This is a genomic window from Nocardia sp. NPDC004340 (assembly GCF_053602575.1).
Genome location: NZ_JBSGDW010000006.1, coordinates 89,412 through 114,840, shown reverse-complemented (window position 1 = coordinate 114,840; position 25,429 = coordinate 89,412). Strand labels below are relative to the sequence as shown.

General features: G+C 70.2%; 22 protein-coding genes. 15 read left to right on the top strand and 7 right to left on the bottom strand.

Going from position 1 to position 25,429, the window contains the following annotated elements; translation table 11 throughout:
• The first annotated feature begins 63 nt into the window (after positions 1–63).
• Together ACWEOI_RS24470 and ACWEOI_RS24465 are read left to right on the top strand one after the other, a co-directional pair.
• On the top strand, positions 64–1,632 hold the full coding sequence (locus ACWEOI_RS24470; RefSeq protein WP_452361231.1) for an FAD-binding oxidoreductase: 1,569 nt from the start codon (positions 64–66) through the stop codon (positions 1,630–1,632).
• Positions 1,629–2,555 carry a YegS/Rv2252/BmrU family lipid kinase gene (locus tag ACWEOI_RS24465; RefSeq protein ID WP_433671716.1) on the top strand — a complete coding sequence of 309 codons (927 nt, stop codon included), beginning with the start codon at positions 1,629–1,631 and terminating at the stop codon, positions 2,553–2,555. Before ACWEOI_RS24470 ends, ACWEOI_RS24465 begins: the two co-directional genes overlap by 4 nt.
• A 50-nt stretch (positions 2,556–2,605) precedes the next feature.
• Here ACWEOI_RS24465 and ACWEOI_RS24460 read toward each other — a convergent pair whose 3' ends face one another.
• The gene (locus tag ACWEOI_RS24460; protein ID WP_433671717.1) at positions 2,606–3,244 is read right to left on the bottom strand and encodes a methyltransferase domain-containing protein; all 639 of its coding nucleotides are present in this window, start codon (positions 3,242–3,244) and stop codon (positions 2,606–2,608) included.
• A 316-nt stretch (positions 3,245–3,560) separates the two neighbouring features.
• On the opposite strand from ACWEOI_RS24460, the gene ACWEOI_RS24455 reads away from it, so the two are divergent.
• The 10 genes from ACWEOI_RS24455 to ACWEOI_RS24410 all read left to right on the top strand — a co-directional run bounded on the left by ACWEOI_RS24455 (position 3,561) and on the right by ACWEOI_RS24410 (position 16,999).
• Positions 3,561–6,254: a valine--tRNA ligase gene (locus ACWEOI_RS24455; RefSeq protein ID WP_452361124.1), complete on the top strand. Its 2,694-nt coding sequence runs from the start codon at positions 3,561–3,563 to the stop codon at positions 6,252–6,254.
• Positions 6,251–7,696: a bifunctional tetrahydrofolate synthase/dihydrofolate synthase gene (gene folC, locus ACWEOI_RS24450; RefSeq protein ID WP_433671719.1), complete on the top strand. Its 1,446-nt coding sequence runs from the start codon at positions 6,251–6,253 to the stop codon at positions 7,694–7,696. Before ACWEOI_RS24455 ends, folC begins: the two co-directional genes overlap by 4 nt.
• The gene (locus ACWEOI_RS24445) at positions 7,693–8,097 is read left to right on the top strand and encodes a DUF4233 domain-containing protein (RefSeq protein WP_379101236.1); all 405 of its coding nucleotides are present in this window, start codon (positions 7,693–7,695) and stop codon (positions 8,095–8,097) included. Before folC ends, ACWEOI_RS24445 begins: the two co-directional genes overlap by 4 nt.
• A gap of 84 nt (positions 8,098–8,181) precedes the next feature.
• Entirely contained in the window at positions 8,182–8,598 is a 417-nt protein-coding gene (ndk, locus tag ACWEOI_RS24440) for a nucleoside-diphosphate kinase (RefSeq protein WP_357090206.1), read from the top strand.
• Between the two features lie 480 nt (positions 8,599–9,078).
• Entirely contained in the window at positions 9,079–12,180 is a 3,102-nt protein-coding gene (locus ACWEOI_RS24435; RefSeq protein ID WP_452361123.1) for a translation initiation factor IF-2 N-terminal domain-containing protein, read from the top strand.
• A gap of 549 nt (positions 12,181–12,729) precedes the next feature.
• Positions 12,730–13,041: a 50S ribosomal protein L21 gene (gene rplU, locus ACWEOI_RS24430; protein WP_357090204.1), complete on the top strand. Its 312-nt coding sequence runs from the start codon at positions 12,730–12,732 to the stop codon at positions 13,039–13,041.
• 40 nt (positions 13,042–13,081) lie between these two features.
• Positions 13,082–13,348, top strand: a complete 267-nt coding sequence (gene rpmA, locus ACWEOI_RS24425; protein ID WP_040806195.1) for a 50S ribosomal protein L27 — start codon at positions 13,082–13,084, stop codon at positions 13,346–13,348.
• 160 nt (positions 13,349–13,508) lie between these two features.
• Positions 13,509–14,960, top strand: a complete 1,452-nt coding sequence (gene obgE / locus ACWEOI_RS24420) for a GTPase ObgE (protein WP_433671721.1) — start codon at positions 13,509–13,511, stop codon at positions 14,958–14,960.
• A 184-nt stretch (positions 14,961–15,144) separates the two neighbouring features.
• Positions 15,145–16,224, top strand: a complete 1,080-nt coding sequence (proB, locus tag ACWEOI_RS24415; protein WP_357090723.1) for a glutamate 5-kinase — start codon at positions 15,145–15,147, stop codon at positions 16,222–16,224.
• 286 nt (positions 16,225–16,510) lie between these two features.
• The gene (locus tag ACWEOI_RS24410) at positions 16,511–16,999 is read left to right on the top strand and encodes a DUF4254 domain-containing protein (protein ID WP_379273029.1); all 489 of its coding nucleotides are present in this window, start codon (positions 16,511–16,513) and stop codon (positions 16,997–16,999) included.
• An 81-nt stretch (positions 17,000–17,080) separates the two neighbouring features.
• On the opposite strand, the gene ACWEOI_RS24405 is transcribed toward ACWEOI_RS24410, so the two are convergent.
• A complete protein-coding gene (locus ACWEOI_RS24405) occupies positions 17,081–18,181 on the bottom strand; it encodes a methyltransferase (RefSeq protein WP_452361122.1) in 1,101 nt (366 codons plus the stop codon).
• A gap of 170 nt (positions 18,182–18,351) precedes the next feature.
• On the bottom strand, positions 18,352–19,191 hold the full coding sequence (locus tag ACWEOI_RS24400; RefSeq protein WP_452361121.1) for an SDR family oxidoreductase: 840 nt from the start codon (positions 19,189–19,191) through the stop codon (positions 18,352–18,354).
• A gap of 92 nt (positions 19,192–19,283) precedes the next feature.
• On the opposite strand from ACWEOI_RS24400, the gene ACWEOI_RS24395 reads away from it, so the two are divergent.
• Positions 19,284–19,769, top strand: coding sequence for a MarR family winged helix-turn-helix transcriptional regulator (locus ACWEOI_RS24395; protein WP_357090195.1), 486 nt, complete (start codon positions 19,284–19,286; stop codon positions 19,767–19,769).
• Between the two features lie 5 nt (positions 19,770–19,774).
• Here the strand turns inward: ACWEOI_RS24395 and ACWEOI_RS24390 are convergent, their stop codons facing one another.
• From ACWEOI_RS24390 to ACWEOI_RS24380, 3 genes are all read right to left on the bottom strand, one after another.
• Positions 19,775–19,954, bottom strand: coding sequence for a hypothetical protein (locus ACWEOI_RS24390; RefSeq protein WP_433671724.1), 180 nt, complete (start codon positions 19,952–19,954; stop codon positions 19,775–19,777).
• Between the two features lie 37 nt (positions 19,955–19,991).
• A complete protein-coding gene (locus tag ACWEOI_RS24385; protein ID WP_452361120.1) occupies positions 19,992–22,109 on the bottom strand; it encodes a RecQ family ATP-dependent DNA helicase in 2,118 nt (705 codons plus the stop codon).
• 73 nt (positions 22,110–22,182) lie between these two features.
• On the bottom strand, positions 22,183–22,782 hold the full coding sequence (locus ACWEOI_RS24380) for a TetR/AcrR family transcriptional regulator (protein WP_452361119.1): 600 nt from the start codon (positions 22,780–22,782) through the stop codon (positions 22,183–22,185).
• Between the two features lie 70 nt (positions 22,783–22,852).
• On the opposite strand from ACWEOI_RS24380, the gene ACWEOI_RS24375 reads away from it, so the two are divergent.
• On the top strand, positions 22,853–23,599 hold the full coding sequence (locus ACWEOI_RS24375; RefSeq protein WP_452361118.1) for an MBL fold metallo-hydrolase: 747 nt from the start codon (positions 22,853–22,855) through the stop codon (positions 23,597–23,599).
• Positions 23,600–23,717: 118 nt separating this feature from the next.
• Positions 23,718–24,197, top strand: a complete 480-nt coding sequence (locus tag ACWEOI_RS24370; protein ID WP_357090189.1) for a hypothetical protein — start codon at positions 23,718–23,720, stop codon at positions 24,195–24,197.
• Between the two features lie 7 nt (positions 24,198–24,204).
• On the opposite strand, the gene ACWEOI_RS24365 is transcribed toward ACWEOI_RS24370, so the two are convergent.
• The gene (locus ACWEOI_RS24365; RefSeq protein WP_433671728.1) at positions 24,205–25,428 is read right to left on the bottom strand and encodes an RtcB family protein; all 1,224 of its coding nucleotides are present in this window, start codon (positions 25,426–25,428) and stop codon (positions 24,205–24,207) included.
• Between the last annotated feature and the right edge of the window lies 1 nt (position 25,429).

The following is a 25,429-nucleotide window of genomic DNA, read 5'->3' as shown; positions in this document are numbered from 1 at the left end:
GTCGACACACAAGCAGCTTCCGCATCCATTGCGAACCCGGGCGAGCCGCAGGTCCGCCCGAGTATGGTGTGGGACGCCTGGGGCTCCCCGGCCGGACACAAACCACTGTCCGAGCAGATCCGGGGACTGCTCACGCAGGTTTTCGGGGTGTCCGGCGAGCCGGTGACCCGTCGCGATGAGGGCGACGTGCCGCTGCGCGCCTCCGCACTCACCCCGGACCAGCACGCCGGGCTCGTCGCGGTGGTCGGAGCCGAGCACCTCTCCATCGACCACCGCGACCGGCTGCTCCGCGCCGGCGGCAAATCCACCCCCGACCTGCTGCGCCGCCGCGCCGACGGGGAACAGGACGCGCCCGACGCCGTCGTCTTCCCCGCCGATCACGACCAGGTCCTCGCGGTCCTGAAGTACTGCGCCGCCAACGCCATCGCGGTCGTCCCCTTCGGCGGCGGCACCAGCGTCGTCGGCGGCCTCGACCCCGCGCGCGGCGGCTTCGGCGCCGTCCTCGCGCTCGACCTGCGCCGCCTCGACACCCTCACCGATGTCGACCCGATCAGCGGCACCGCCACCCTCGGCGCGGGCCTGTCAGGTCCGCAGGCCGAGGAACTGCTCGCCCGCCACGGCCTGTCGCTCGGCCACTTCCCGCAGAGCTTCGAATACGCCACCATCGGCGGCTTCGCGGCCACCCGGTCCTCGGGCCAGGCCTCCGCCGGGTACGGGCGCTTCGACGACATGATCCAGCGCTTCCGGATCGCCACCCCCGCGGGCGATCTCGACCTGGGCCGCGCCCCCGCCTCCGCCGCCGGACCCGATCTGCGCGAACTGTTCTCCGGCTCCGAGGGCGCGCTCGGCATCATCACCGAGGTCACCCTGCGCGTGCACCCGGTCCCCGAGACCACCGGCTACCAGGCCTGGTCCTTCCCCGACTTCGCCACCGGCGCCAACGCCCTGCGCGCGGTCATCCAGGGCGGGGCCGCCCCGACCGTCATGCGGCTGTCCGACGAGGCCGAGACCGGCCTGAACCTGGCTCGCGCCGGGGACATCGGCGGCGCGGCCGTCGGCGGCTGCCTCGCCGTCACCACCTTCGAGGGCACCGCCGCGCACGTGACCGCCCGCAGCGCCGAGGCCGCCGCCCTGCTGGCCGCCGCCGGCGGCACCGCGCTGGGCGAGGGCCCGGCCAAGGAATGGGAGCACGGCCGCTTCGCCGCCCCCTATCTGCGGGACGCGCTGCTGGACGTGGGCGTGCTGTGCGAGACCCTGGAAACCGCCACCACCTGGAGCAATCTCGCCAACCTGAAGGAGCGGGTGACCGCGGCGCTGGTCGAGGCGCTCGGCCAGCCGGCCCTGGTCATGTGCCACATCTCGCACACCTACCCGACCGGCGCGTCGCTGTACTTCACCATCGTCGCCAAGCAGGCCGAGGACCCGATCGCGGGCTGGGCCGTGGCCAAGAAGGCCGCGGGCGACGCCATCGTGGCCGCCGGCGGCACCATCACCCACCATCACGCCATCGGCGCGGATCACCGCCCGTGGATGACCGACGAGATCGGTGACCTGGGCGTCCAGGTGCTGCGCGCGGTGAAGAACGCCGTCGACCCCACCGGAATCCTCAACCCTGGGAAGCTGATTCCGTGAGAACCATCCGCTCCATCGCCCTGGTGACCAACCCGCTGTCCGGGCACGGCAAGGGCGCCATGGTCGCCGTCGAGGCGGCCAACCGGTTCGCCGAGTTCGGCGTCCAGGTCACCGAGATCCTCGGCGACTCCGCCGCCGACAGCGAGCGGCTGGTCCGCAAGGCCCTGGCCGACCCGGACGCCCGCCCCGACGCCGTCGTCGCCGCGGGCGGCGACGGCCTGGTCGGCGTCGTGCTGCAGGCCCTGGTCGGCACCGGCATCCCGCTGGGCCTGATCCCGGGCGGCACCGGCAACGACCTGGCCCGCGAACTCGGCGTCCCCGACGACACCGCCGCCGCGGTGGCCACCATCCTGGACGGGCGCACCCGCGCCATCGATCTCGGCACCGTCGAGACCGAGGAGTCCGGCCGGGCCATCTGGTTCGCCACGGTCACCGGCACCGGCCTCGACGCGCGGGTCACCCTGCGCGCCAACGCCTTGCGCTGGCCCAACGGCCCGATGCGCTACACCGTCGCCGCCCTGCTCGAACTCGCGGGCAAGCTCGCGGTGCCCTACCGCATCGAACTGACCGGTTCCCCCGACCACCCGGACGGCACGGTCCTCGAACTCGACGCGGTCATGGTGGCGGTCGGCAACACCCGCACCTACGGGGGCGGCATGCTCATCACCCCCGACGCGCGGATCGACGACGGCCTGCTCGACCTCACCGTCGTCGGCGCCATGTCCCGCCTGGAAATGCTGCGCCTGCTCCCGACCCTGTCCTCCGGCAAGCGCATCGACCACCCGGCCGCGGTCCAGTACCAGGCCCGTGAGATCCGTCTCACCGCCCCCGGCGCACCCGCCACCGCGGACGGCGACCCGGCCGGTCTCCTCCCGGCGCTCTTCCGCGCCCACCCCGGCGTACTGGACGTCCTCGTCCCCTGAGTCGTCCACATTGGTGCCCCACGTCGAAAGGTGTGGGGCACCAGTCGTATTCAGGCTGGGCGGGCGATGAGCAGGTAGCCGGTCATCGGCCTGTTGGTGATCTCACGCTGATCGACCGTGAGGCCGGCCCGCTCCAGCGCCGCACGGACCTCGGCGACCGGTCGCAGCGTGAATCCGTAAGAGGTGAAAGGCATTTTCGCCATCCCGTCCGGGTCGCCGATGCCGATCACCAAGCGGCCCTTGGGCTTCAGGACGCGAGCCAGCTCGGTGCAGGCCGCGTCCAACTCGGGCACGAAATAGATGGTGTTGCAGGTGATTACGGCGTCCAGCGAGTCGTCGGCCAGGGGGAGTTGGGTCAGCGATCCCTCGACCAGGCGCAATCGCTTGGAGGACAGATCGGCCGAGTACTCGGCGCGGGCCCGGGACAGCATGTCCGCGGAGAGCTCGACTCCGGTCACGGTGCCGGTGGTGCCGACCCGGCCCAGCAGCAGCGTGAGGCCGATGCCGCCGCCGAAGCCGATATCGGCGGCCGCGTCGGTGGGGGTGACCTCGGCGGCGGTGACCGCGGCCTCGATCAGGGGGCGGTTGCCTCGGTTGAGCACGCGGGCGACCACCTTGCCGAGGGTGCCGCTGGGGTGGCCCAGCTGGCCGGCGACCGTCGACATCAACCGTGTGACAATCGGATTCATGGATTTCAGGCTACCGCTCGGTTGCCTCGAAAGGGCCATGTGACGACACGGGTACGACTCCGGTCACGACGCGGGAACAATGTGTCCGACACAACGTGATTGCAACGAAACCTGGTCTACCCTGGCCCATTTGGCTCAGAACCTGAGAATTGGCCAAGGATCCGGAGGAATGCGCCGAAACGGCGGTAGGCTGGCCATCGAGGGCGGGGCTTTCGGTGTCCCTCATCCACCGAGAGCCCCGCCCTTCGGCTATCCAAAATCGCCCCTGGGAAAAACCCGGTCGTTGGGCGATAATCCCAGCCCTTAGAATCACACGGTGACCAGCGCAGCCTCTGAGAACCCGCGTAATCGTGCCGATGCCCTCCCCAAGAGCTGGAACCCCAGCGACGTCGAGGCCGACCTGTACGAGCGCTGGGTAGGCGCCGGTTACTTCACCGCCGACCCGGGCAGCGCCAAGCCCGCGTACTCGATCGTGCTGCCCCCGCCGAACGTCACCGGCACCCTGCACATGGGCCACGCCCTCGACCACACCCTCATGGACCTGCTGACCCGCCGCAAGCGCATGCAGGGCTTCGAGGTGCTGTGGCTGCCCGGCATGGACCACGCCGGCATCGCCACCCAGACCGTGGTGGAGAAGCAGCTCGCCGTCGACGGCAAGACCAAGGAAGACTTCGGCCGCGAACTGTTCGTCGACAAGGTCTGGGACTGGAAGCGCGAATCCGGCGGCCAGATCCAGGGCCAGATGCGCCGCCTCGGCGACGGCGTCGACTGGAGCCGCGACCGCTTCACCATGGACGACGGGCTGTCCCGCGCCGTGCAGACCATCTTCAAGCGCCTCTACGACGCGGGCCTCATCTACCGCGCCGAACGCCTGGTGAACTGGTCGCCGGTGCTCAAGACCGGCATCTCCGACCTCGAGGTGGACCACAAGGAGGTCGAGGGCGAGCTCGTCTCGCTGCGCTACGGCTCCCTGAACGACGACGAGCCGCACGTGATCGTCGCCACCACCCGCGTGGAGACCATGCTCGGTGACACCGCCGTCGCGGTGCACCCCGACGACGAGCGCTACCAGGCCCTCATCGGCACCACCGTCTACCACCCGATCACCGGCCGCCAGATCCCGATCGTGGCCGACGACTACGTGGACCCCGAATTCGGCTCCGGCGCGGTCAAGATCACCCCGGCGCACGACCCCAACGACTTCGAGCTCGGCCTGCGCCACAACCTGCCCATGCCGACCATCATGGACATCACCGGCAAGATCGCCGACAGCGGAACCGAATTCGACGGCATGGACCGCTTCGAGGCCCGGGTCAAGATCCGCGAGCGGCTCGAGTCGGAGGGCCGCGTGGTCGGCCGCAAGTACCCCTACATCCACCAGGTCGGCCATTCCGAGCGCTCCGGTGAACCCATCGAACCCCGCCTGTCCATGCAGTGGTGGGTCAAGGTCGAGGGCATCGCCAAGGCCGCCGGCGACGCGGTCCGCAACGGCGACGTGAAGATCCACCCGGCCAGCCAGGAACCGCGCTGGTTCGAGTGGGTCGACAACATGCACGACTGGAACATCTCCCGTCAGCTATGGTGGGGCCACCGCATCCCGATCTGGTACGGCCCCGAAGGTGAGATCGTCTGCGTCGGACCCGACGAGCAGGCCCCCGAGGGCTACGTCCAGGACCCGGACGTGCTCGACACCTGGTTCTCCTCGGGCCTGTGGCCCTTCTCCACCATGGGCTGGCCCGACTCCACCGAGGAACTGCGCAAGTTCTACCCGACCAGCGTGCTGGTCACCGGCTACGACATCCTCTTCTTCTGGGTCGCCAGGATGATGATGTTCGGCATGTTCGTCTCCGACGACCCGGTGCTCACCGCGGGCAAGGACGCCAAGCAGGTCCCGTTCCAGGATGTGTTCCTGCACGGCCTGATTCGCGACGAACACGGCAAGAAGATGTCGAAGTCGCGCGGCAACGGCATCGACCCGCTGGACTGGATCGAGGAGTACGGCGCCGACGCCACCCGCTTCACCCTGGCCCGCGGCGCCCAGCCCGGCGGCGACCTCTCGGTCGGCACCGCGCACGTCACCGCCTCGCGCAGCTTCATCACCAAGCTGTTCAACGCCACCAAGTTCGCGCTCATGAACGGTGCGCAGCCGGGCGAACTGCCCGCCCGCGACACCCTCACCGACAGCGACCTGTGGATCCTGGACCGCCTCGACGAGGTCATCGCCGAGGTCGACGGCGCCCTGGACCGCTACGAGTTCAGCAAGGCCCTCGAAGGGCTCTACCACTTCGCGTGGGACGAATTCTGCAGCTGGTACCTGGAATTGGCGAAGGTCCAGTTCGCCGGCTCCGAGGAGCGCGCCGCCAGCACCCGCGTCGTGCTCGGCACCGTCCTCGACGCCGTGCTGCGCCTGCTGCACCCGGCCGTCCCCTTCGTCACCGAGACCCTGTGGCAGGCCCTCACCGAGGGCGCGGAGGGCGAGTCCATCGTCATCTCCTCCTGGCCGACCGTCTCCGGCGCGACCGCCGACGCCGCGGCCGCCCGCCGCGTCGCCGACACCCAGAAGCTGATCACCGAGATCCGCCGCTTCCGCGCCGACCAGGGCCTGGCCGACAGCCAGAAGGTGGCGGCGAAGCTGATCGGCATCGACACCGCCGACCTGTTCGCGCAGGAAGCTGGCATCGCCAACCTGGCCAAGCTCACCGCCGCCGGTGACGACTTCGCCGCCACCGCGTCGCTGGAGGTGCGGCTGTCCGCCGCCACCGTGACCGTCGAGATCGACACCTCCGGCACCGTCGACCTCGACGCCGAGCGCCGCCGCCTGGAGAAGGACCTCGCCGCCGCGCAGAAGGAGCTCGCCGGCACCAACGGCAAGCTCGGCAACGAGGCCTTCCTGGCCAAGGCCCCCGACGAGGTGGTCGCGAAGATCAAGGCGCGCAAGGAGATCGCCGAGGGCGACGTCGAGCGCGTCACCGCACGCCTGGCCGAGATCGCCAAGCTGGCCGCCAAGTGAACGACGAACCGGAGCGTCAGTACTCGGAGGGCTCGCTGTCCCACGGCACCTCGCCGGTGGATCTCGCCGAAATGGCGCTGGTCGAGGCCGAACTCGACCAGCGCTGGCCGGAGACCAAGATCGAGCCGTCGCTGTCCCGGATCGCGACGCTGATGGACCTGCTGGGCTCGCCCCAGCAGTCCTATCCGGCCATCCACATCGCGGGCACCAACGGCAAGACCTCGGTCACCCGGATGATCGACTCGCTGCTCACCGCGCTGCACCGGCGCACCGGGCGGATCACCAGCCCGCACCTGCAGCTGGCCACCGAGCGCATCGCCATCGACAACGCGCCCATCACGCCGGGACGGTATGTCGAGGTGTACCGGGAGCTGCTGCCGTACATCGAGATGATCGACGCGCAGTCCAAAGCCGCCGGCGGCCCGGCCATGTCGAAGTTCGAGGTGCTCACCGGGATGGCCTACGCGGCCTTCGCCGAAGCGCCCGTGGACGTGGCCGTGGTGGAGACCGGACTGGGCGGCCGCTGGGACGCCACCAATGTGATCGACGGCCAGGTCGCCGTCATCACCCCCATCGGGCTCGACCACACCGAATACCTCGGCCCCGACCTCACCTCCATCGCGGGAGAGAAGGCCGGGATCATCAAGAAGGCCCCCGAGGACGAACTGTCGCCGCGCGACACCGTCGCCGTCATCGCCCAGCAGGAACCCGAGGTCATGGACGTCCTGCTGCGCCGGGCCGTCGAGGTCGACGCCGCCGTGGCGCGCGAAGGCTCGGAGTTCCAGGTGCTGTCGCGCCGGATCGCCATCGGCGGTCAGATGCTCGAATTGCAGGGCCTCGGCGGGGTGTACGACGAGATCTTCCTGCCCATGCACGGCGAACACCAGGCCCGCAACGCGGTGCTGGCCCTGGCCGCGGTCGAGGCGTTCTTCGGCGCGGGCGCGTCCCGTCAGCTCGATATCGACGCCGTGCGAGCCGGATTCGCGAGCTGCCTCAGCCCCGGCCGGATGGAGCGCATGCGCAGCGCGCCCACCATCTTCATCGACGCCGCCCACAACCCGCACGGCGCCAAGGCGCTGGCCGCGACCCTCACCAGCGAATTCGACTTCCGCAAACTGGTCGGCGTGATCGCGGTGCTGGGTGACAAGGACGCGGGCGGCATCCTCGACGCCCTGGAACCGGTCTTCGACGAGATCGTCGTCACCGAGAACGGCTCCCCGCGCGCCCTGCCCGTCGACGACCTGGCCAACCTCGCGGTCCAGCGCTTCGGCGACGAACGCGTGGCCGTCGCCCACGACCTGGCCGACGCCATCGAAACCGCCATCGCCCTCGCCGAAGGCGGGGAGGACGCCGAACTGGTCTCGGGCGCGGGCATAGTCATCACCGGCTCGGTCGTCACCGCCGGGTCCGCCCGCAGCCTGTTCGGAAAGGATCCCGCATGAGCGACGCCACCCCCGAGGTCCCGCCCCCCGCCACCGACCCGTGGAAGGGCCTGCGCGGCGTCATGGCCGGGACCCTGGTCCTGGAGGCCATCACCGTGCTGCTCGCGCTGCCGGTGATCAGCGCGGTCGGCGGCGGCCTGCGCTGGTGGTCGGTGCTCTACGTGGTGGGCCTGGCCGTGGTCATGTTCCTGGGCGCGGGCGTGCAGCGCCGCTCCTGGGCCATCCCGTTCAACCTCGCCCTGCAGGTGGCTCTGCTGCTGGGCGGCTTCATCCACATCTCGATCCTGGTGATCGGTGTGGTGTTCGTCGCCGTGTGGGTCTTCGTGCTGTTCCTGCGCTCGGACGTGAAGAAGCGCATGGAGGCGGGAACCCTGCCCAGCCAGCGCATGTCGGGGGCCTGAGTAGCGCCGCCGAATCGGGCAGCCCGGGGCATCCGCCCCGGCCTGCGTTTTTCCTGCCGAGCAAGCGACGGTTAGGCTTCACGGGTGACTGAGCAGACCTTGGTACTCATCAAGCCCGATGGCGTGGCCCGTGGCCTCGTCGGGGAGATCATCACCCGCATCGAGCGCAAGGGCCTGAAGCTCGCGGCCATGAAGCTCGTGAACGTCTCCGAGGAAGTGGCTGTCGTCCACTACGCCGAGCACGCCGAGCGTCCGTTCTTCGGTTCCCTGATCGAGTTCATCACCTCCGGTCCGGTCGTCGCGGCCGTGCTCGAGGGTGAGCGCGCCATCGCCGCCTTCCGTCAGATCGCCGGCGGCACCGACCCGGTCGAGAAGGCCGTCCCGGGCAGCATCCGCGGCGACTACGCCCTCGAGACCCAGTTCAACCTCGTGCACGGCTCGGACTCGCCGGAGTCCGCCAAGCGCGAGATCGACATCTGGTTCCCCGGGTTCGCGCACTGATCTTGCGGGAGCGTTTGCTCCCGCTTCCTCCTCGGCCGGGTCCGGGGCCACGCCCCCGGACCTGCCACCCAGCGGCCGCTCGCGAGACTCGCGAGGCCGCTCCGGGCCGCGTGGGCACGACGCCCCGGCACGGTGTGGGATACTGGCTCTGGAAGTGACCGACGCCGGCCGTTTGCGGCAGGCATCGTTCACCTCCGATTGACACCGCGGAGCGACGGACGATCATCGCTGCCGCCGACGGCTCCAAGACTCGGCCGCCGGGCAGGCACGCTGGATGAACGCTCGTGACGCGGAGTTGAGCCAACCAACCAGGCGCCACGTGAACTGTTAGCCCGAACGACGAGATACCGGTGATAACGGGCCACGCGGCGCGAAGACTTACGATCTCGCGCCTCCGGGCGTGAGGCCAACAAGACAGCGCCCCCGCGTCGGCCGCGTCACTCCTCGGAGGAACGCGCCCGGGGGCCCCGAGGAGATTTCGTGGCCGATCAAGAGCCGCAGGACGCATCGCAGGTGAACGGTGAAGGGGGCGCTCAGATCACCCCGGCTGCCGGACAATTGCCGGAACGGATCCGAGTGCACGCACTGGCGAAGCTGCTGGGCACCACCAGCAAACGTATTCTGGCCCACCTGACCGAGATGGGCGCGCAGGCGAGAAGCCCGCAATCCAGCCTGGACCGGACCGTCGCCGAGACCGTGCGCGACGCCTTCGGACCGCGTGATGTCGAGGCCGCCCCCGCCGGGCCCGAGCCGATCGCCGAGACCACCGTCGACGCCGCCATCGCCGCGGACGACGACCGGGCCGCCGACGAACTGGCCGCCGAGGAAGTGGAGGCCGCCGAGGCCGCCGCCCCGGCCGGCACCGCGCAGTCCACCCTGTTCGCCAGCCCCTTCCTGAGCGAGGCGCAGGCCGAGGAACAGGTCCAGTACCAGCCGTCCGCCGTCGTCGCGGCGCCGCTGTTCCTGTCGCCGGACGCCACCACGGTCGAGGAGACCCGCCGCAAGCGCCGCGAGCGCAAGCCGCGCGTCGAGGAGCCGGTGGCCGAGGAGAAGGTCACCGAGGACACCGCGGTCACCGAGGAGACCGCCGCCGAGGACGCCGAGGACGAGGGCGACTGGGACGGCGATCAGGATCGTGAGCAGCGTGAGGGCACCTCCCGCCGCCGTCGCCGGGGCCGTCGTGGCCGCGGCCGGGGCCGGGGCGAGCAGCACGGTGACGCCGACGGCGAGGACGGCGAGGAGTCCGAGACCGAGGACGAGTCGGCCGAATCCGCCGAGACCGACACCGCCGACGAGGACGACGACGCGGGTGTGCCCGAGGGTTCGAGCAGCCGTCGCCGCCGTCGCCGTCGCCGCCGCAAGGGCGGGGACGACAACGAGCCCGAGGTCTCCGACGACGACCCGCCGAACACCGTCGTGCACGAGCGCGAGCCGCGCAGCAAGCGCCGCGCCCAGGTCGACGAAGTGCAGGGCATCAGCGGTTCGACCCGCCTGGAGGCCAAGCGCCAGCGCCGTCGTGACGGTCGCGAGGCCGGCCGCCGCCGCCCGCCGATCCTGACCGAGTCGGAGTTCCTGGCTCGCCGCGAGGCGGTGGACCGGGTGATGGTGGTGCGCGAGAAGCACTTCGCCGACCACCCGACCTCCACCACCCAGGTGGCGGTGCTCGAGGACAACATCCTGGTCGAGCACTTCGTGACCTCCACGGGCTCGGCGTCCATGGTCGGCAACGTGTACCTGGGCAAGGTGCAGAACGTGCTGCCGTCGATGGAGGCCGCCTTCGTCGACATCGGCCGCGGCCGCAACGGCGTCCTGTACGCGGGCGAGGTGAACTGGGAGGCCGCCGGTCTGGGCGGCAAGGAGCGCAAGATCGAGCAGGCGCTCAAGCCCGGTGACACCGTGCTGGTGCAGGTCTCGAAGGATCCGGTGGGCCACAAGGGCGCTCGCCTGACCACGCAGATCAGCCTGGCCGGTCGCTTCCTGGTGTACGTGCCGGGTGGTTCGTCGACCGGAATCTCGCGCAAGCTGCCCGACACCGAGCGCAAGCGGCTCAAGGAGATCCTGCGCGACATCGTGCCGCAGGACGCGGGTGTCATCATCCGCACCGCCTCCGAGGGCGTCTCCGAGCCGGAGCTGGCTCGCGACGTGGAGCGGCTGCAGGCGACTTGGCGCACCATCGAGGAGCAGTCCAAGCAGGGCTCCGGCGCGCCGAAGACCCTGTACGAGGAGCCGGACCTGCTGGTCAAGGTGGTCCGCGACCTGTTCAACGAGGACTTCTCGAAGCTGGTCATCGAGGGCGAGCGCGCCTGGACCACGGTCGAGAACTACGTCCGCACGGTCGCTCCCGACATGCTGGCCCGCGTCGAGCGCTACGACAACAGCGCGGTGGACGTCTTCGGCAGCCTGCGCATCGACGAGCAGCTGGCCAAGGCGCTCGACCGCAAGGTGTGGCTGCCCTCGGGCGGCACCCTGGTGATCGACCGCACCGAGGCGATGACCGTGGTCGACGTCAACACCGGCAAGTTCACCGGAGCGGGCGGGTCCAACCTCGAGGAGACGGTGACCCGCAACAACCTGGAGGCGGCCGAGGAGATCGTGCGCCAGATGCGGTTGCGCGACATCGGCGGCATGATCGTGGTCGACTTCATCGACATGGTCCTGGAGTCCAACCGGGATCTGGTGCTGCGCCGCCTCACCGAGGCGCTGGGCCGCGACCGCACCCGTCACCAGGTCTCCGAGGTCACCTCGCTGGGCCTGGTCCAGATGACCCGCAAGAAGCTGGGCACCGGCCTGGTCGAGGCGTTCTCCACCACCTGTGAGTCCTGCCATGGCCGCGGCATCCTGGTGCACAACTACCCGGTCGAGTCCTCGGCTCCGGCGGGGGACAGCGGCGAGGGCGTGAGCCGTCGCGAGGGGTCGCGTCGTCGTCGCAAGGACCGCAACGCGGCTGCCGCCGAGGCCGCCCCGGCCGTCGAGCCGGTGGCCGAGGAACCGGCCGAGAAGCACGAGGACGAGGCGGAGAAGGCCGAGAAGGCCGCCACCAAGCGGGCCCACCCGGTCGCACTGGCCATGGCCGCGCATACCGACCACCCCGACGAGGACGGCGTCGCCGAGGGCGCGCCGCTCACCAACGGCGCCGCCGCTGCGGCGATGACCGAGGTCGCCGCCCTGGACGCGTCGGCGGAGGCCGCCGAGCTGGTGGAGGAGGCACAGGCCGCGTCCGGTGCGCAGGCCGCCGAGTCCGCGCCCGCCGCGGACACCGTGGTGGTCGAGTCCGAGCCGGAGGGGATCGAATCGCCGATCGCCGAGGCGCACGCGGCCGTGGCGGCGGTCGCCGCCCTGGAAGCCGCCGCGGCCGCGCCGGTCGCCTCGGGTCGTCGTCCCGCCCGTCGCCGGGTGGCGCGCACGGCGTCGGCTCCGGCCACCGACAGCAAGGGTGCGGTGTTCGTGCTCTCCAGCGGTGATCAGGCCGACAAGCCGGGCTTCAACCTCGACGACCTGGCTCCGGCCGTGGTGCCGCCGCGGGCTCGCCCGCGTCGCCGGTCCGCGGGCCGTCCGGCCGGTGCGCCGGAGGGCGAGAACTAGCCGGTCAGCGTGAGACGAGCTGTGGCCCCGCCGGATTCCGGCGGGGCCACAGCTTTTCCCCGGGGTGATGAACGCCATTCACGGATCGCTCACGGTCCGGCCATGTCGAGCACACAGGCTCCGGGCGTCCGATCACGACTGAAGAAGGAAATACCATGGGTTCCGCAGCCGACTTCCTGAGCGATGTGCTCGTGCAGACCATCACCAAGCTGCTCTCCGCCGGCAGCAGCAGCGTCAGCGCCAAGTAATCGCGCTGTCGGTCAGGATGGCCCGCCGGTCGCACCCGGCGGGCTTTCGTGTTTCCGGCCGGGGCGGCCCGGTTTGGTCGGGGTCAGGCCTGTCCTGTAGTCTTGGTCAGTCGCTGCCCCCTGCGACGGCACTCTGTTGTGACTAGTGCTGTGAGTGGGCCCGGTTCGGTTCGCAGAACCACTGGCCCGAGGCGGCGGTGAATACCCCAGACCAGTCTGCGGCGGTCCCCGGTGCGAATCGGATGACCGGCCGTGTGAGCATAGTGCCGAGCACTTGTAAAGAAAGAAGGGCAGCCGACCGATGGCAACGTACGCAATCGTCAAGACCGGCGGAAAGCAGTACAAGGTCGCGGTCGGTGACCTGGTGAAGGTCGAGAAGATCGAGGGTGAGCCGGGCACTGCGGTGTCGCTGGCGCCGGTGCTCGTCGTTGACGGCTCCGAGCTGACCTCCGATGCTGACAAGCTGGCGAAGGTTTCCGTGTCCGCCGAGGTCGTCGAACAGACCAAGGGCCCGAAGATCCGTATCCACAAGTTCAAGAACAAGACCGGCTACCACAAGCGTCAGGGCCACCGTCAGAAGCTGACGGTCCTGAAGGTCACCGGCATCAAGTAATCCGACTTGGGGTTCGTCACCCCTGCACGAGGAGTTAGTCATGGCACATAAAAAGGGTGCATCCAGCTCGCGCAATGGTCGCGATTCGAATGCCCAGCGGCTCGGTGTGAAGCGCTTCGGCGGTCAGACCGTCAAGGCCGGCGAGATCCTGGTCCGCCAGCGCGGCACGCACTTCCACCCCGGCGTCAACGTCGGCCGTGGCGGCGACGACACGCTGTTCGCTCTCGAGGCGGGCGCGGTGCAGTTCGGCACCAAGCGTGGTCGCAAGACCGTCAACATCGTGGTGCCGGAGCCGGTGAACGCCTGACCGGCGCACCGGAGTTCGCTCCATCAGCTTTTCGAAGCGGGTCAGGGTTTGTAGTAACCCTGGCCCGCTTTGCTGTTCACAGCCCCGCTTCCGGCATTCCTGGCCGAGGCCCGGGGCGTCACATCCAGTCGACAAGTCCTGAAGGAGGATGATCACCGATATGTCCAAATTCATCGACCGTGTCGAGCTGCACGTGCGCGCGGGCAAGGGTGGGCACGGCTGCGCCTCGGTGCGCCGGGAGAAGTTCATGCCGTTGGGTGGTCCCGATGGCGGCAACGGCGGCAATGGCGGGGACGTGATCCTCGAGGTCGACCCGAACGTGCACACGCTGCTGGACTTCCATTTCCACCCGCATGCCAAGGGCGGCAACGGCAAGCCCGGTGAGGGCAGCAACCGCAATGGCAAGCAGGGCGAGGGACTGCTGCTGAAGGTGCCGGACGGCACCGTGGTGATGAGCCTCGACGGCGAGGTGCTCGCGGACCTGACCGGTTCGGGCACCCAGTACGTGGCGGCGCGCGGCGGTCGCGGCGGACTGGGCAACGCGGCGCTGGTGTCCAAGGCGCGCAAGGCGCCCGGTTTCGCGCTGCTCGGCGAGGACGGTCAGGAGCGCGATGTCGTTCTGGAGCTGAAGTCGGTCGCCGATGTCGGTCTGGTGGGCTTCCCGTCGGCCGGCAAGTCGTCGCTGGTGTCGGTGCTCTCGGCGGCCAAGCCGAAGATCGCGGACTACCCGTTCACCACGCTCGTGCCGAACCTCGGTGTGGTGCTGGCGGGTGACACCACCTTCACCGTGGCCGATGTGCCCGGTCTGATTCCGGGCGCGAGCGAGGGCCGCGGTCTGGGCCTGGACTTCCTGCGGCATCTGGAGCGTTGTGCGGTGCTGGCCCACGTGGTGGACTGCGCCACGCTGGAACCCGGCCGCGATCCGGTGTCGGATGTGGACGCGCTCGAGGCCGAGCTGGCCGCGTATCAGCCCGCGCTGGTCGGTGACACCGGTCTGGGTGATCTGGCCGATCGCCCGCGCGTGGTGATTCTCAACAAGGCCGACATCCCCGACGCCGACGAGCTGGCCGAGTTCGTGCTGCCGGAATTCGAGAAGCGCGGCTGGCCGGTGTTCAAGATCTCGGCGGTGAGCCGGGAAGGCCTGCGGCCGTTGACCTTCGCGCTCGCCGAGATGGTCGCCGAGTACCGCACCGGGCATCCGAAGGCGGAGCCGAAGCGCGCGATCATCCGCCCGGTCGTCAAGGGCGACAGCGGTTTCCGCGTGATTCGCGATCCCGAGGTCGAGGGCGGCTTCATCGTGGTGGGCGAGCGCCCCGAGCGGTGGGTGCGCCAGACCCAGTTCGACAACGACGAGGCCGTGGGTTACCTGGCCGACCGCCTGGCTCGCCTCGGCGTCGAGGAAGAGCTGGTCAAGCTGGGTGCGGAGCCCGGCGCGTCGGTGACCATCGCGGACTACTGCTTCGATTGGGAGCCTTCGATTTCCGCGGGCGTGGAGACCTTGATGACCCGCCGCGGCGTGGACCCGCGTCTGGATCAGACCGAGCGCATCGGCGCGGCCGAGCGCAAGCACGCCTCGCGTGTGCGCCGTGGTCTGGTCACCGACGACGAGTAATACAGTGTCGCGCGGCCGTTCGCGAGGAGGCGAGCGGCCGGTGCGGACGGACAATGAATTCGGGTGCGACGGTGCGTGGGTATCGCGGGCGAATTGAGGTGTGGTGCAAGTGAGTTCGAGTGGCGCACAGGCCAAGGGAGCGGCGGAGCTCGGCGCTGACGGGCTCAGCGCCGCGCGGCGGGCCATCGCGTCCGCGCGCAGCGTCGTGGTGAAGATCGGGTCGTCGGCGCTGACCAGCCTGGAAGGCGGTCTGGACACCGGTCGCCTGGATCAGCTGGCTGACGCGGTCGAGGGCCGCATGCGCGCGGGGTCGGATCTGGTGGTGGTGTCCTCGGGCGCCATCGGCGCGGGCATGGCCCCGCTCGGATTGTCCAAGCGGCCCAAGGATCTCGCCACCAAGCAGGCCGCCGCGAGTGTCGGTCAGCTGGCGCTGGCGCACGCGTGGGGGACGTCGTTCGCCCGCTACGACCGGGTGGTCGGGCAGGTGTTGTTGAGCGCGGGCGACTTCGGTCGCCGCGAGCCGCACCGCAATGCGCAGCGGACCCTGGACCGGCTGCGGTCGCTGCACGCCATCGCCGTGGTGAACGAGAACGATACCGTCGCAACCGAAGAGATCCGGTTCGGCGACAACGACCGGCTCGCGGCGCTGGTCGCGCATCTGGTGGGCGCGGACGCGCTGATCCTGCTGTCGGATGTGGACGGCCTCTACGACGGTGATCCGCGTAAGGGTTCGGCGAACTTCATTCCCGAGGTGCGCAGCAGCGCGGATCTGGACGGCGTGATCGCCGGTTCGGGTGGTGCGCTGGGTACCGGGGGTATGGCGTCGAAGCTCTCGGCCGCGCGGCTGGCCGCCGATGCCGGCGTGCCGGTCTTGCTGGCTGCCGCGTCGGACGCGGCGGCGGCGCTGTCGGGTGCGACGGTGGGCACGGCCTTCGCGGCGCGTCCGGTTCGGTTGTCGGCCCGCAAGTTCTGGGTCCGGCACGCCGCCGACGCGCGGGGCGCGGTGCATCTGGACGCGGGCGCGGTGGCGGCCGTGGCCGAGCGTCGCCATTCCCTGCTGGCCGCGGGGATCACCGAGGTGACGGGTCATTTCTTCGGTGGTGACGTGATCGATCTGATCGCGCCGGACGGCGGGCTGGTGGCTCGTGGCGTGGCGGCCTATGACAGCGATGAGTTGCAGACGATGAAGGGCCGTTCCACGGCCGTGCTGCCCGACAGCATGCAGCGTCCGGTGGTGCACGCCGACGACCTGGTGAAGGTTTAGTCGAGCGTCGGTTACGGGCGAATCGCGCTGGGGGAGAGGGCAAGTAACCGTACAGACTGGGCGGTCGTTCTCCTACTGCAGGGGCAGTGGGAGGGCGGGGGAAGGGCGGTGGGCGGGACCGGCGATCGGTTCATGCTGGAGGTGCACCCGGTGCCGCATCGAGATGTGCCCTTCGCCGATAGCGGTTGCCCGGATCCGGCGCGGTCCGCCCTTGCCGCGCCGGGCTCGCGGTCCGGTGGCCGCCCGCGGCTCCGGGTGCGCCCGCAGCGCCCGTGGAGGTATAGGTATGTACGTACCCCAACCTGATAGCACCCAGTTGTGGCGGGCGAGCGGTCGTGACATCAGATACGACCCGCCGCTGCCCGACTGGCACGAGCTGCTGGCCGCGTTCTGTGGTCACATCGGGGATCAGCCCGAGGACCACCCGGTCACCCGCTGGTCCCGCGCGCTGGCCGAACTGCATCTGCAGCGACGCCGGGTCCACTCCGGCGACGTGGGCGGAATCGACGAGCTACGCGCTCAGCTGGTGACGTTCATCGACGAGTGGGTGGCGAGCCGAGCGCTGCGGAGGGGTGCAGCGCGGGCCGAATCCCTGGGGGCCGTGGTGGATGCGATGGCGGCCGCGCACGTGCGCGCCGTGCATCTGCTCAGGACGGCCGAGAACGTGTCGGACGAACAAGTGCACGCCGCCTGGTTCCTGCTGGCGCAGATGGCGGACGGCTGGACCGATCGGGCCGCAGGGGTTGTCGGCCCGCGGATCCGCCGTACCGCCTGAAACGCCACCGGATCCGGGCGGTAGGAGGTAGCCCGCGGTGGGCGTGTGGATTGCGCCGCACACGCCCCGCGGGCGCCTCGTTCAGATCGTCGGACGGGCCTCGATGACACAGTCCGGCGCGGCGGTCGTGGTGACCCCGGTGAGCACGAAACCACTGCGGGACAGCAGGTTTCCGAATTCGTTCTGGGTCCGTTCCCGGCCGCCGCGGGTCTGGATCAGCATCTCCAGGTCGATGACCTTGCCCGGATGCGGGCGGTGGTGCTCGGGCATCACCATCTCGATGATCAGCAGCCGCGCATCGGATTCCATGGCGGTGCGCACGGTGCGCAGGATGCGCTCGGCGTCGGAGTCGTTCCAGTCGTGGACGATGTGCTTGAGCAGGTAGGCGTCCGCGCCCTTGGGTACGACGTCGAAGAAGCTGCCGGGTTCGACGGTGAGGCGGCCGGTGAGCCCGGGGCCCAGCAACTGCTTCTCGAGGCCCTCGGCCACCCGCGGCAGGTCGAACACGGTGCCGCGCATGGACGGATGGCGTTGCAGGATGTCGACGAGCAGGCTGCCCCGGCCGCCGCCGACGTCCACGATCGAGCCGAAGCGCCCGAAGTCGAACGCGGTCTGCAGCGGTTCGGTGGCCAGGCTGCTGATGCTGGTCATGGCCCGGTCGAAGACCTCCCCGGCCTCGGGGTGCTGCTCGGTGAACTCGAAGAACTCCATGCCCTCCAGCTCGGTCCAGAGCGACCCGCCGGTCCGGACCGAGCTGGCCAGATGCGTCCAATGCTTGCGATGCAGTTCGGAGCCGAAGAAGACGAACAGATCGCGCAGCGTGACGTCGGTATCGGTGCGCAGCGCCTGTGAGACACCGGTCAGCTGGTAGCTGCCGTCCCGGCGCTGGTCGAAGACGCCCGCACTGACCAGCAGGCGCAGCATTCGGCCCAGCGCGTCCTCGTCCACGTTCAGGGTGCGGGCCAGGTCGGCGACGGGTTTGGGGCCGTCGGCCAGCGCGTCGGCGATGCCCAGCTCCGCCGCCGCGCAGATGGCCTGGGAGACGTACCCGGCCGTCCCCAGCTCCAATAGCGCGATGTGGCCGGGGGCCAGCCGCCGGTGCAGGACAGCCAGGCTGTCCCGCAACCAGGTGACGGCGCGCAGGAGCGGCAACGGTGGGATCTTGGATGGTGCGGACGCCATGCTGAACTCCCCGGGATCGTTCGGCGACTGCGGGATTCGTCCGATCCTACGCGCCGCGTTCCTGGTGGGCGTCGGTTTCCGCGACGCCCGGGCAAACCGCCGGATATGGCCGGAATCGGACCGGCGTGGCGCGGCCGGCTCCCGTCGTGGACGGGCGGTTCGGGTCCGGTTCAGGCGGGGGCGAAGGCGGCCGAGTTCTCCCGGGCCCACTGTTCGAAGGTCCGGGCGGGGATGCCGAGCAGGGTCTCGGTGGTGTCGGCCGGGGCTTCGGGCGTGTCGGTGGTGATGGCCCAGATGTTCAGCAGGGCGCTCACGATGTAGGGCGGCATGGTGCGCGACATCTGCGCCTCGGCCTCGGCCGGGGTGATGGTGGTGATCGGGATGTCGCGGCCGAGGGCCGTGGCGAGGTGACCGATCTGCGCGCGGAAGCTGATCGCCTCCGGTCCGGTGAGAGTGACTGTGCGGCCGCGCAATTCGCTGCCGGTGAGGGCGGCGACCGCGATGTCGGCGATATCGAGGGGATGGATCATGGCCAGCGCGGCGTCGGGATACGCGTGCTCGATCGGCGTGCCGGACGAGACGGCGGCGATCCAGCCGAAGGCGTTGCTGTCGAAGCCGCCGGGGCGCAGCACGGTGGTGGCGAGATCCGCTGCGGCGAGGGCGTTCTCGACGGTGAGGTGGTTCGCGCCGATGGGGTTGTCGGCGGCGTTCGGATCATTGACCGCGGAGGAGGACAGCAGCACGACGTGCTCCACCCCGGCGGCCGCGGCGGCCCGCGCGAAGGTGTCCGCGGCGGCGGGGTTGGCGTAGAGGAAGACCTGGCGCACGTCTTTCAGTGCGGCGGTGAGGCTTTCGAGATCGTCGGGCAAAGTGACAGCGTCGATGCCCGCGGGGAGGTCGAGAGCCGAGGGGTCCTTGCTGGCCGCGCGGACCGGGAGACCGCGGGCGTGCAGGGAGGTGAGGACGGCGCGGCCGATCTGGCCGCGAGCGCCGGTGACGAGAATGGTCATGAAATGCATGCTGTCATGCACACAGTTGCGAGTCAACATGTATGTTCCTCGATGCACGCAGATGCCGACATGCATGCAGATACGATGTGGGGATGACGACGGACGACCGCACCCCCGACGAGCTGCTGGATGCCATCGGCCCGGCCTTCGGCAAGCTCCGTCGCGGTGTTCTGCAGCAGGTCGAGAACCCGATCAGCGCCAAGGACTCCACCCGCGCCCTGGTGCTGGGCCTGGTCCTGGGCTGCGGGCAGGACGAACCGGGGGAGATGACCGTCGGCGGTATCGCCGCGGCCATGTGCGTGGACCCGTCGGTGGCGAGTCGCATGGTCACTGACAACATCAAGGCGGGCTACCTGCTGCGCGTGCCCTCGCAGCTGGACGGCCGACGCGCCGTCCTCGAGCTCAGCCCCGAGGGCCTGGAGTTCATGACCCGCTTCCGCGGACAGCAGCGCGCCGCCTTCGAATACATCACGGCCGAGTGGCCGGAACAGGACCGCCTCGACTTCGCGCGCCTCATGCTGCGCTACGTCGACGCCATCGAGAACCTCGAGAACCGGCGGCCCACCCCCGACGCCTGAGCGCGTCAGGGCCCGCTGGTGCCCCCGTAGGTGGCGGCCTTGCCGTCCGGGTCATGGCCCGGGCCGAAGTCGACGGCCGAATGCTCCCGGTCGACCTCCTCGATCCACTGCGCCGGCTCGGGCGGCAACTTGCGCCAGCGCGCCCGCGGATCGTTGGCCTCGTCCGCGCTGTTCCCCGTACTCATGCTCTCTCCCTTCCCCGTTCGACGGTACGCCCGAAGGTCAGGAAGGGGTGGCCAACGCGAAGGGCAGGATCGCGTCGGCTCCGGCGGCGCGGAGTTGGCGGGCGGCCATGGTGAAGGTCCAGCCGGTGTCGGTGAGGGCGTCGACCAGCAGGATGGGGCCGTCGACGGCGGTGAGGTCCGGTGTCTCCCAGGCATTGTGGAGGGCGGTGACCCGGTGGGCGGAGTTGGCGGCGGAGACCGGGGGCAGGTCGGGGCGCAGTAGGACGACGCCCAGATCCTGGAGGCGGCCGATCTCGGCGAGGCGGGCGGCCAGAGAGCGGGTCAGCAGGGGGCGGGCGCCCGAGTCGAGGGCCAGTACGGCGGTCGGGCGCTGGGCCCAATCCCATTCGCGCAGCACGGTGGTGCAGGCGCGGAAGACCTCGTCGGGGACCGGGGCGTCGGGGCCGTCGAGGAGCGGGCGCAGGCGCTGGCCCCAGCCGAGATTGCTGAGGCGGCCCAGGACGCGGCCGGTCTCGGGGCCGTCGGTGATCTTGCCGGACAAGGGGATTCCGAGTTTGGCCAGGCCGGTGGGCCACTGCTTGCGGGGCGCCAGGTCGATGCCGGGGCGGTCCAGGCGGGTGCGGATGTCGGCCAGGTCGGAGTCGTCGACCGCGGTGTCCTGGGTGGCGCCGGTGCAGTTGTCGCAGCGCCCGCAGTGGGTGCCGAGCACCAGGCCCGGGTCGTCGAGTTGGCTGCGCAGGAACGTCATCCGGCACTGGCTGGTGGACTGGTAGTCGATCATGGCCTGCTGCTCGGCCTCGCGGGCGACGCTGAGGCGCTCGTAGCGTTCGGTGTCGTAGACCCAGGGTTCGCCGGTGCCGAGCCAGCCGCCGCGCACCCGGCGCACCGCGCCGTCCACGTCCAGCACCTTGAGCACCATTTCCAGGCGTGAGCGATTGAGCTCCACCAGCGGTTCCAATGCCGCGGTCGACAGCGGCCGCTCGGTGTCGAGGGCGGCCAGCACCGAGCGCACGATGTGCTCGCGCGGGAACGCCACCGAGGCGAAGTAGCTCCAGATCTGGCGGTCCTCGTGACCGGGCAGCAGCACCACCTCGGCGCGTTCGGTGCCGCGGCCCGCGCGGCCCACCTGCTGGTAGTAGGAGATGGGGGAGGAGGGCGCGCCCAGGTGCACGACGAAGCCGAGATCGGGCTTGTCGAAACCCATTCCGAGCGCGGAGGTCGCGATGAGCGCCTTCACCTCGTTGTTCAGCAGCGCGGCCTCGAGCGCCTCGCGTTCGGTGGGGTCGGTCTGCCCGGTGTAGGCGGCGACGTGGTGCCCGTGCGAGTTGAGCACGTCGGCGAGGTCGTGGGCCGCGGCCACGGTGAGCGCGTAGACGATGCCCGAGCCGGGCAGCTCGTGCAGCCGTTTGCTGAGCCAGGCCGTGCGCCGCACCGCGTCCGGAATCGTCACCACCGACAGGTGCAGCGATTCCCGGTCCAGGCTGCCGCGCAGCACCAGGGTGTCGGTGCCGATCTGGGTGGCCACATCGGTGACCACCCGGTCGTTGGCGGTGGCCGTGGTGGCCAGCACCGGCACCTCCGAGCCGAGATCGGCGATGAGCGTGCGGATCCGGCGGTAGTCCGGCCGGAAGTCGTGCCCCCAGTCCGATACGCAGTGCGCCTCGTCGATCACCACCAGTCCGGCGTCGGCGGCCAGCTTGGGCAGCACCGAATCCCGGAAGTCCGGATTGTTCAACCGCTCCGGGCTGACCAGCAGCACGTCGACGTCACCGGCGGCCACCCGCGCGTGGATCTCGTCCCATTCGGTGACATTGCCCGAATTGATGGTCGCGGCGACGACTCCCGCGCGCTCGGCCGACGACACCTGGTTGCGCATCAGCGCCAGCAGCGGCGACACGATCACCGTCGGCCCCCGCCCCTGAGCGCGCAGCAGCTTCGCGGAGATGAAGTAGACGGCGGATTTACCCCAACCGGTGCGTTGCACCACCAGCGCCCGCCGCCGGTGCACCACCAGCGCCTCGATCGCGACCCACTGGTCCTCCCGGAGCCGCGCGTCGGGCCCGGCCAGCTCCCGCAGCAGCCGTTCCGCGTCCTCACGCAGATCGGTGGACGCGGGGGCGGTGGGGGAGGGGTCGGTCGAGGTCACGCGCTCCATCGTGCCTCACCGCACCGACACCCCGGCGCCGCCGCCCGGATGTCCCGCGAACTTCGGACCCCCGCGCGGTCGGTTATCCGGTGCCCGAGTGGGCCGCGACCAGGGTGTCGACCAGGCGATCGAGCGGCAGCCACGGGAAACTCGGCCGGTCCTGGCGCAGCGTGACGAGGCCGTGCATCCCCGCCCACAGGCATTGCGCGGTGGCCTCGGGATCGGGCGCCCCGGCGGCGGCCGCGGTGTCGATCAGCAGCTGAATCGTGGGGAGCCCCGGGAGTTGGCCGGTGGTGGGCTCCCACCCGGGCGTCCCGGCGGTGCCGAACAGCACCCGGTAGTGGCCGGGATGGGTGACGCCGTAGTCGACGAAGGCGTGGCACAGCGCCGAAAGCCGGCCCGCGCCATCGGTTTCGGGCAGTGGCGTCAGCGCGGTGAGCAGGGCGTCGCGCAGTTCCCCGAAGCGCAGTGTGTACACCGCGGTGAGCAGTGCGCGTTTATCGGCGAAGTGCAGGTAGACGCTCTGCGGGGCGACTCCCGCGGCGCGGGCGACGGCGCGCAGGGACAGCGCTTCCTGGCCGTCGAGGTCTTCGAGGAGCCCGCTGGCGGCGGTGACGAGTTCGTCGCGCAGCAAGGCGCCTTGGCCGCGGCGGTTGCGGTTGCGGGTGGGTTGGTCCGGCACCTTGACAGGATAACAAGACAGCCGTCTACTTAAAACGTAAGTAGACGGCTGTCTTGTTAAGGAACCCGCCATGCTCACCGTGACCCGTGTCGTCCACGCCAGCGCCCTGCTCGATTTCGGCGGCGCACGCATCCTCACCGACCCCTGGCTGTCGGAGACCCGCTTCTACCGCCCCGGCGAGCCGCGCGCCTTCGCGACCGCGGCCGACCTGCCCGAGCTCTCCGGCATCGTGATCAGCCACGGCCACTACGACCACTGCGATCTCGACGCCCTGGTCCGGTATCCCGACAAGTCGGTGCCGTTCGCGGTCGTACCCGGCCTCGCCAAACAGGTGCGCGCCGCGGGTTTCCCGAACGTGGTCGAGTTGGCCCCTTGGCAGAGCACGCGTCTCGGCCCGGTCGAGGTGACCGCCGCCCCGGCCAGTCACGGCGTCCCCGAGGTGACCTTTGTGCTGCGGGCCGACGGCCACACCGTCTTCTTCGGCGCGGACACCCTGCGCATCGCCGAACTCGACGACATCGCCCGGCGTTTCCCGGATCTGGACCTGGCCCTGCTGCCGGTGAACGGCCTGCGCATCCGCCCGGTGCTCGACAAGCAGGTGGTGATGGACGCGATCGAGGCCGCCGACCTGGCCCGGGTGCTGCGCCCGCGCCTGGCGGTCCCGATTCACTACGCCTTCTCCAGCGGCCCGGTCGGCGATCGCCTCATGACCAAGGGCGACCGCGCGGGCGCGGAGCACTTCCGCGCCGCCGCAGCCGATCTGGCCCCGGAGACCAAGGTGCAAATACTCCCAACCGGACAGGCCTTGCTCGTGTGAGACACCGCCGGAACCCGCCTTGATTGCGGTGCCGTCAAGATCGGGCGGAATCCGCTGCGCGGACGGACAATAGGGTTCCGGGCACGAAGGGCGTCCGGGGGCGCGCAGGGAGACGCACATGCCGGAGAAGTTTCCGTCGCCCGCGGGGTGGACTCCGCCCGGGGCGCAATTCCGTAGCAGCAGCACGGTGTCGCGGACGGTGGCCGGCACGCTGGCGGGGTTGCTGATCACCCCCGTCGGGATCGCGCTGGCCGCCCGCGGCGCGGCCGGGACCAGACAGTGGGCGATCCTGGGGGATTTCGCCGACCGGGTCGGCTCGACTTTCCAGATCCTGCTGGCCGCAGCGCTTTTCCTGGTGGTGGCGGCGCTGGCCGCCTACTCCCCGGCGGGCACCGTCGTGGCCGGGCTGGTGTGGGGAGTGTTGCCCGGGATCATCCATTTCATCTTCCCGGACGACACCTTCCGGCTGATCGGCGATCTACCCCTGTCGGACGAGATGCATGTCGCGCTGTACCAGTGGTTGCAGACCGGATTCCCGCTCATCGTGGGCATCCTGCTGGTGGGCGCGGGTGCAGCGGCGACGTTCCGCCGCCGCTGACCCGTTCTCACCCCTTCACGCACAACACCTGCCGCAGCGTGGCGACCACGTCCACCAGATCCGCCTGGGCCGCGATGACCTGGTCGATGTCCTTGTACGCCGCGGGGATCTCGTCGATCACCCCGGCGTCCTTACGGGACTCGACGCCTTCGGTCTGCTTCACCAGGTCGGCCACGGTGAACTGCTTCTTGGCCGCGTTGCGGCTCATCCGCCGTCCCGCCCCGTGCGAGGCGGACTGGAACGAGGCCGGATTCCCCTTGCCCCGAACCACATACGACCGCGTCCCCATGGAGCCGGGAATCAGCGCGAGGTCGCCCGCGCCGGCCCGGACCGCGCCCTTGCGAGTGACCAGCATGGGCAGTCCGTCGATGATCTCCTCCGCCACATAGTTGTGGTGGCAGGAGATGGGCTCGTCGAAACGTACTGCCAGCCCGTCGAATTCATCGCGCACGGCCTTGCAGACCAGCGCCAGGATGACGGCCCGGTTGCGGGCCGCGTACTCCTGGGCCCAGGTCAGGTCGCGCCGGTAGGCGTCCATTTCCGGCGTGCCGGAGAGGAATACGGACAGGTCGCGGTGCGGCAGGTCCTGGTTGTGCGGCAGTTCGCGGGCGACGGCCATGTGCCGCTGCGCGATCTCGTTGCCGATATTGCGGCTTCCGGAGTGCAGCAGGATCCACACGCGGTCCTCGGTGTCGACGCACAGTTCCTGGAAGTGGTTGCCGCCGCCGAGGGTTCCCATCTGGTTGTGGGCCTTGGCTTCCCGGGGCCGCACGATCGGATCCAGGGTGTCGAAGCCCTTCCAGAACCGCTCCCAGCCCGCGCGCATGGTGGTGCCCGCGGTGCGCTGGCCGAAGACCTCGGCGTTCAGGCGGTTCACGTCGACGGGTTCGCGGTGCGCCGCGAAGCCGACCGGCAGCGCCGCCTCGATGCGGGAGCGCAGCGAGTGCAGGTTGTCGGGCAGGTCGGACGCGGTGAGCGAGGTGAGCACCGCTTCCATGCCGCACCCGATGTCCACGCCGACGGCCGCGGGGGCGACCGCGTCCCGCATGGCGATGACCGATCCCACGGTCGCGCCCTTGCCCAGGTGCACGTCCGGCATCACACGGACGCCGTACACCCATTTCAGTTGCGAGATATCGCGCAGCTGCTGGAGCGCGGCCGCGCCGACCTCGTGCTCGTGGGCCCACATGAGCGTCTGCGCTCGGGTACCGCGCAGCTCGACGGGAAACATC

Bases quoted from the DNA above. Each gene is read 5' to 3' on its own strand.
- ACWEOI_RS24470 (WP_452361231.1), top strand. From the start codon at position 64: ATGGTGTGGGACGCCTGGGGCTCCCCGGCCGGACACAAACCACTGTCC.
- ACWEOI_RS24460 (WP_433671717.1), bottom strand. From the start codon at position 3,244: ATGAATCCGATTGTCACACGGTTGATGTCGACGGTCGCCGGCCAGCTG.
- ACWEOI_RS24445 (WP_379101236.1), top strand. From the start codon at position 7,693: ATGAGCGACGCCACCCCCGAGGTCCCGCCCCCCGCCACCGACCCGTGG.
- rplU (WP_357090204.1), top strand. From the start codon at position 12,730: ATGGCAACGTACGCAATCGTCAAGACCGGCGGAAAGCAGTACAAGGTC.
- rpmA (WP_040806195.1), top strand. From the start codon at position 13,082: ATGGCACATAAAAAGGGTGCATCCAGCTCGCGCAATGGTCGCGATTCG.
- obgE (WP_433671721.1), top strand. From the start codon at position 13,509: ATGTCCAAATTCATCGACCGTGTCGAGCTGCACGTGCGCGCGGGCAAG.
- ACWEOI_RS24410 (WP_379273029.1), top strand. From the start codon at position 16,511: ATGTACGTACCCCAACCTGATAGCACCCAGTTGTGGCGGGCGAGCGGT.
- ACWEOI_RS24405 (WP_452361122.1), bottom strand. From the start codon at position 18,181: ATGGCGTCCGCACCATCCAAGATCCCACCGTTGCCGCTCCTGCGCGCC.
- ACWEOI_RS24400 (WP_452361121.1), bottom strand. From the start codon at position 19,191: ATGACCATTCTCGTCACCGGCGCTCGCGGCCAGATCGGCCGCGCCGTC.
- ACWEOI_RS24395 (WP_357090195.1), top strand. From the start codon at position 19,284: ATGACGACGGACGACCGCACCCCCGACGAGCTGCTGGATGCCATCGGC.
- ACWEOI_RS24390 (WP_433671724.1), bottom strand. From the start codon at position 19,954: ATGAGTACGGGGAACAGCGCGGACGAGGCCAACGATCCGCGGGCGCGC.
- ACWEOI_RS24385 (WP_452361120.1), bottom strand. From the start codon at position 22,109: ATGGAGCGCGTGACCTCGACCGACCCCTCCCCCACCGCCCCCGCGTCC.
- ACWEOI_RS24375 (WP_452361118.1), top strand. From the start codon at position 22,853: ATGCTCACCGTGACCCGTGTCGTCCACGCCAGCGCCCTGCTCGATTTC.
- ACWEOI_RS24370 (WP_357090189.1), top strand. From the start codon at position 23,718: ATGCCGGAGAAGTTTCCGTCGCCCGCGGGGTGGACTCCGCCCGGGGCG.
- ACWEOI_RS24365 (WP_433671728.1), bottom strand. From the start codon at position 25,428: ATGTTTCCCGTCGAGCTGCGCGGTACCCGAGCGCAGACGCTCATGTGG.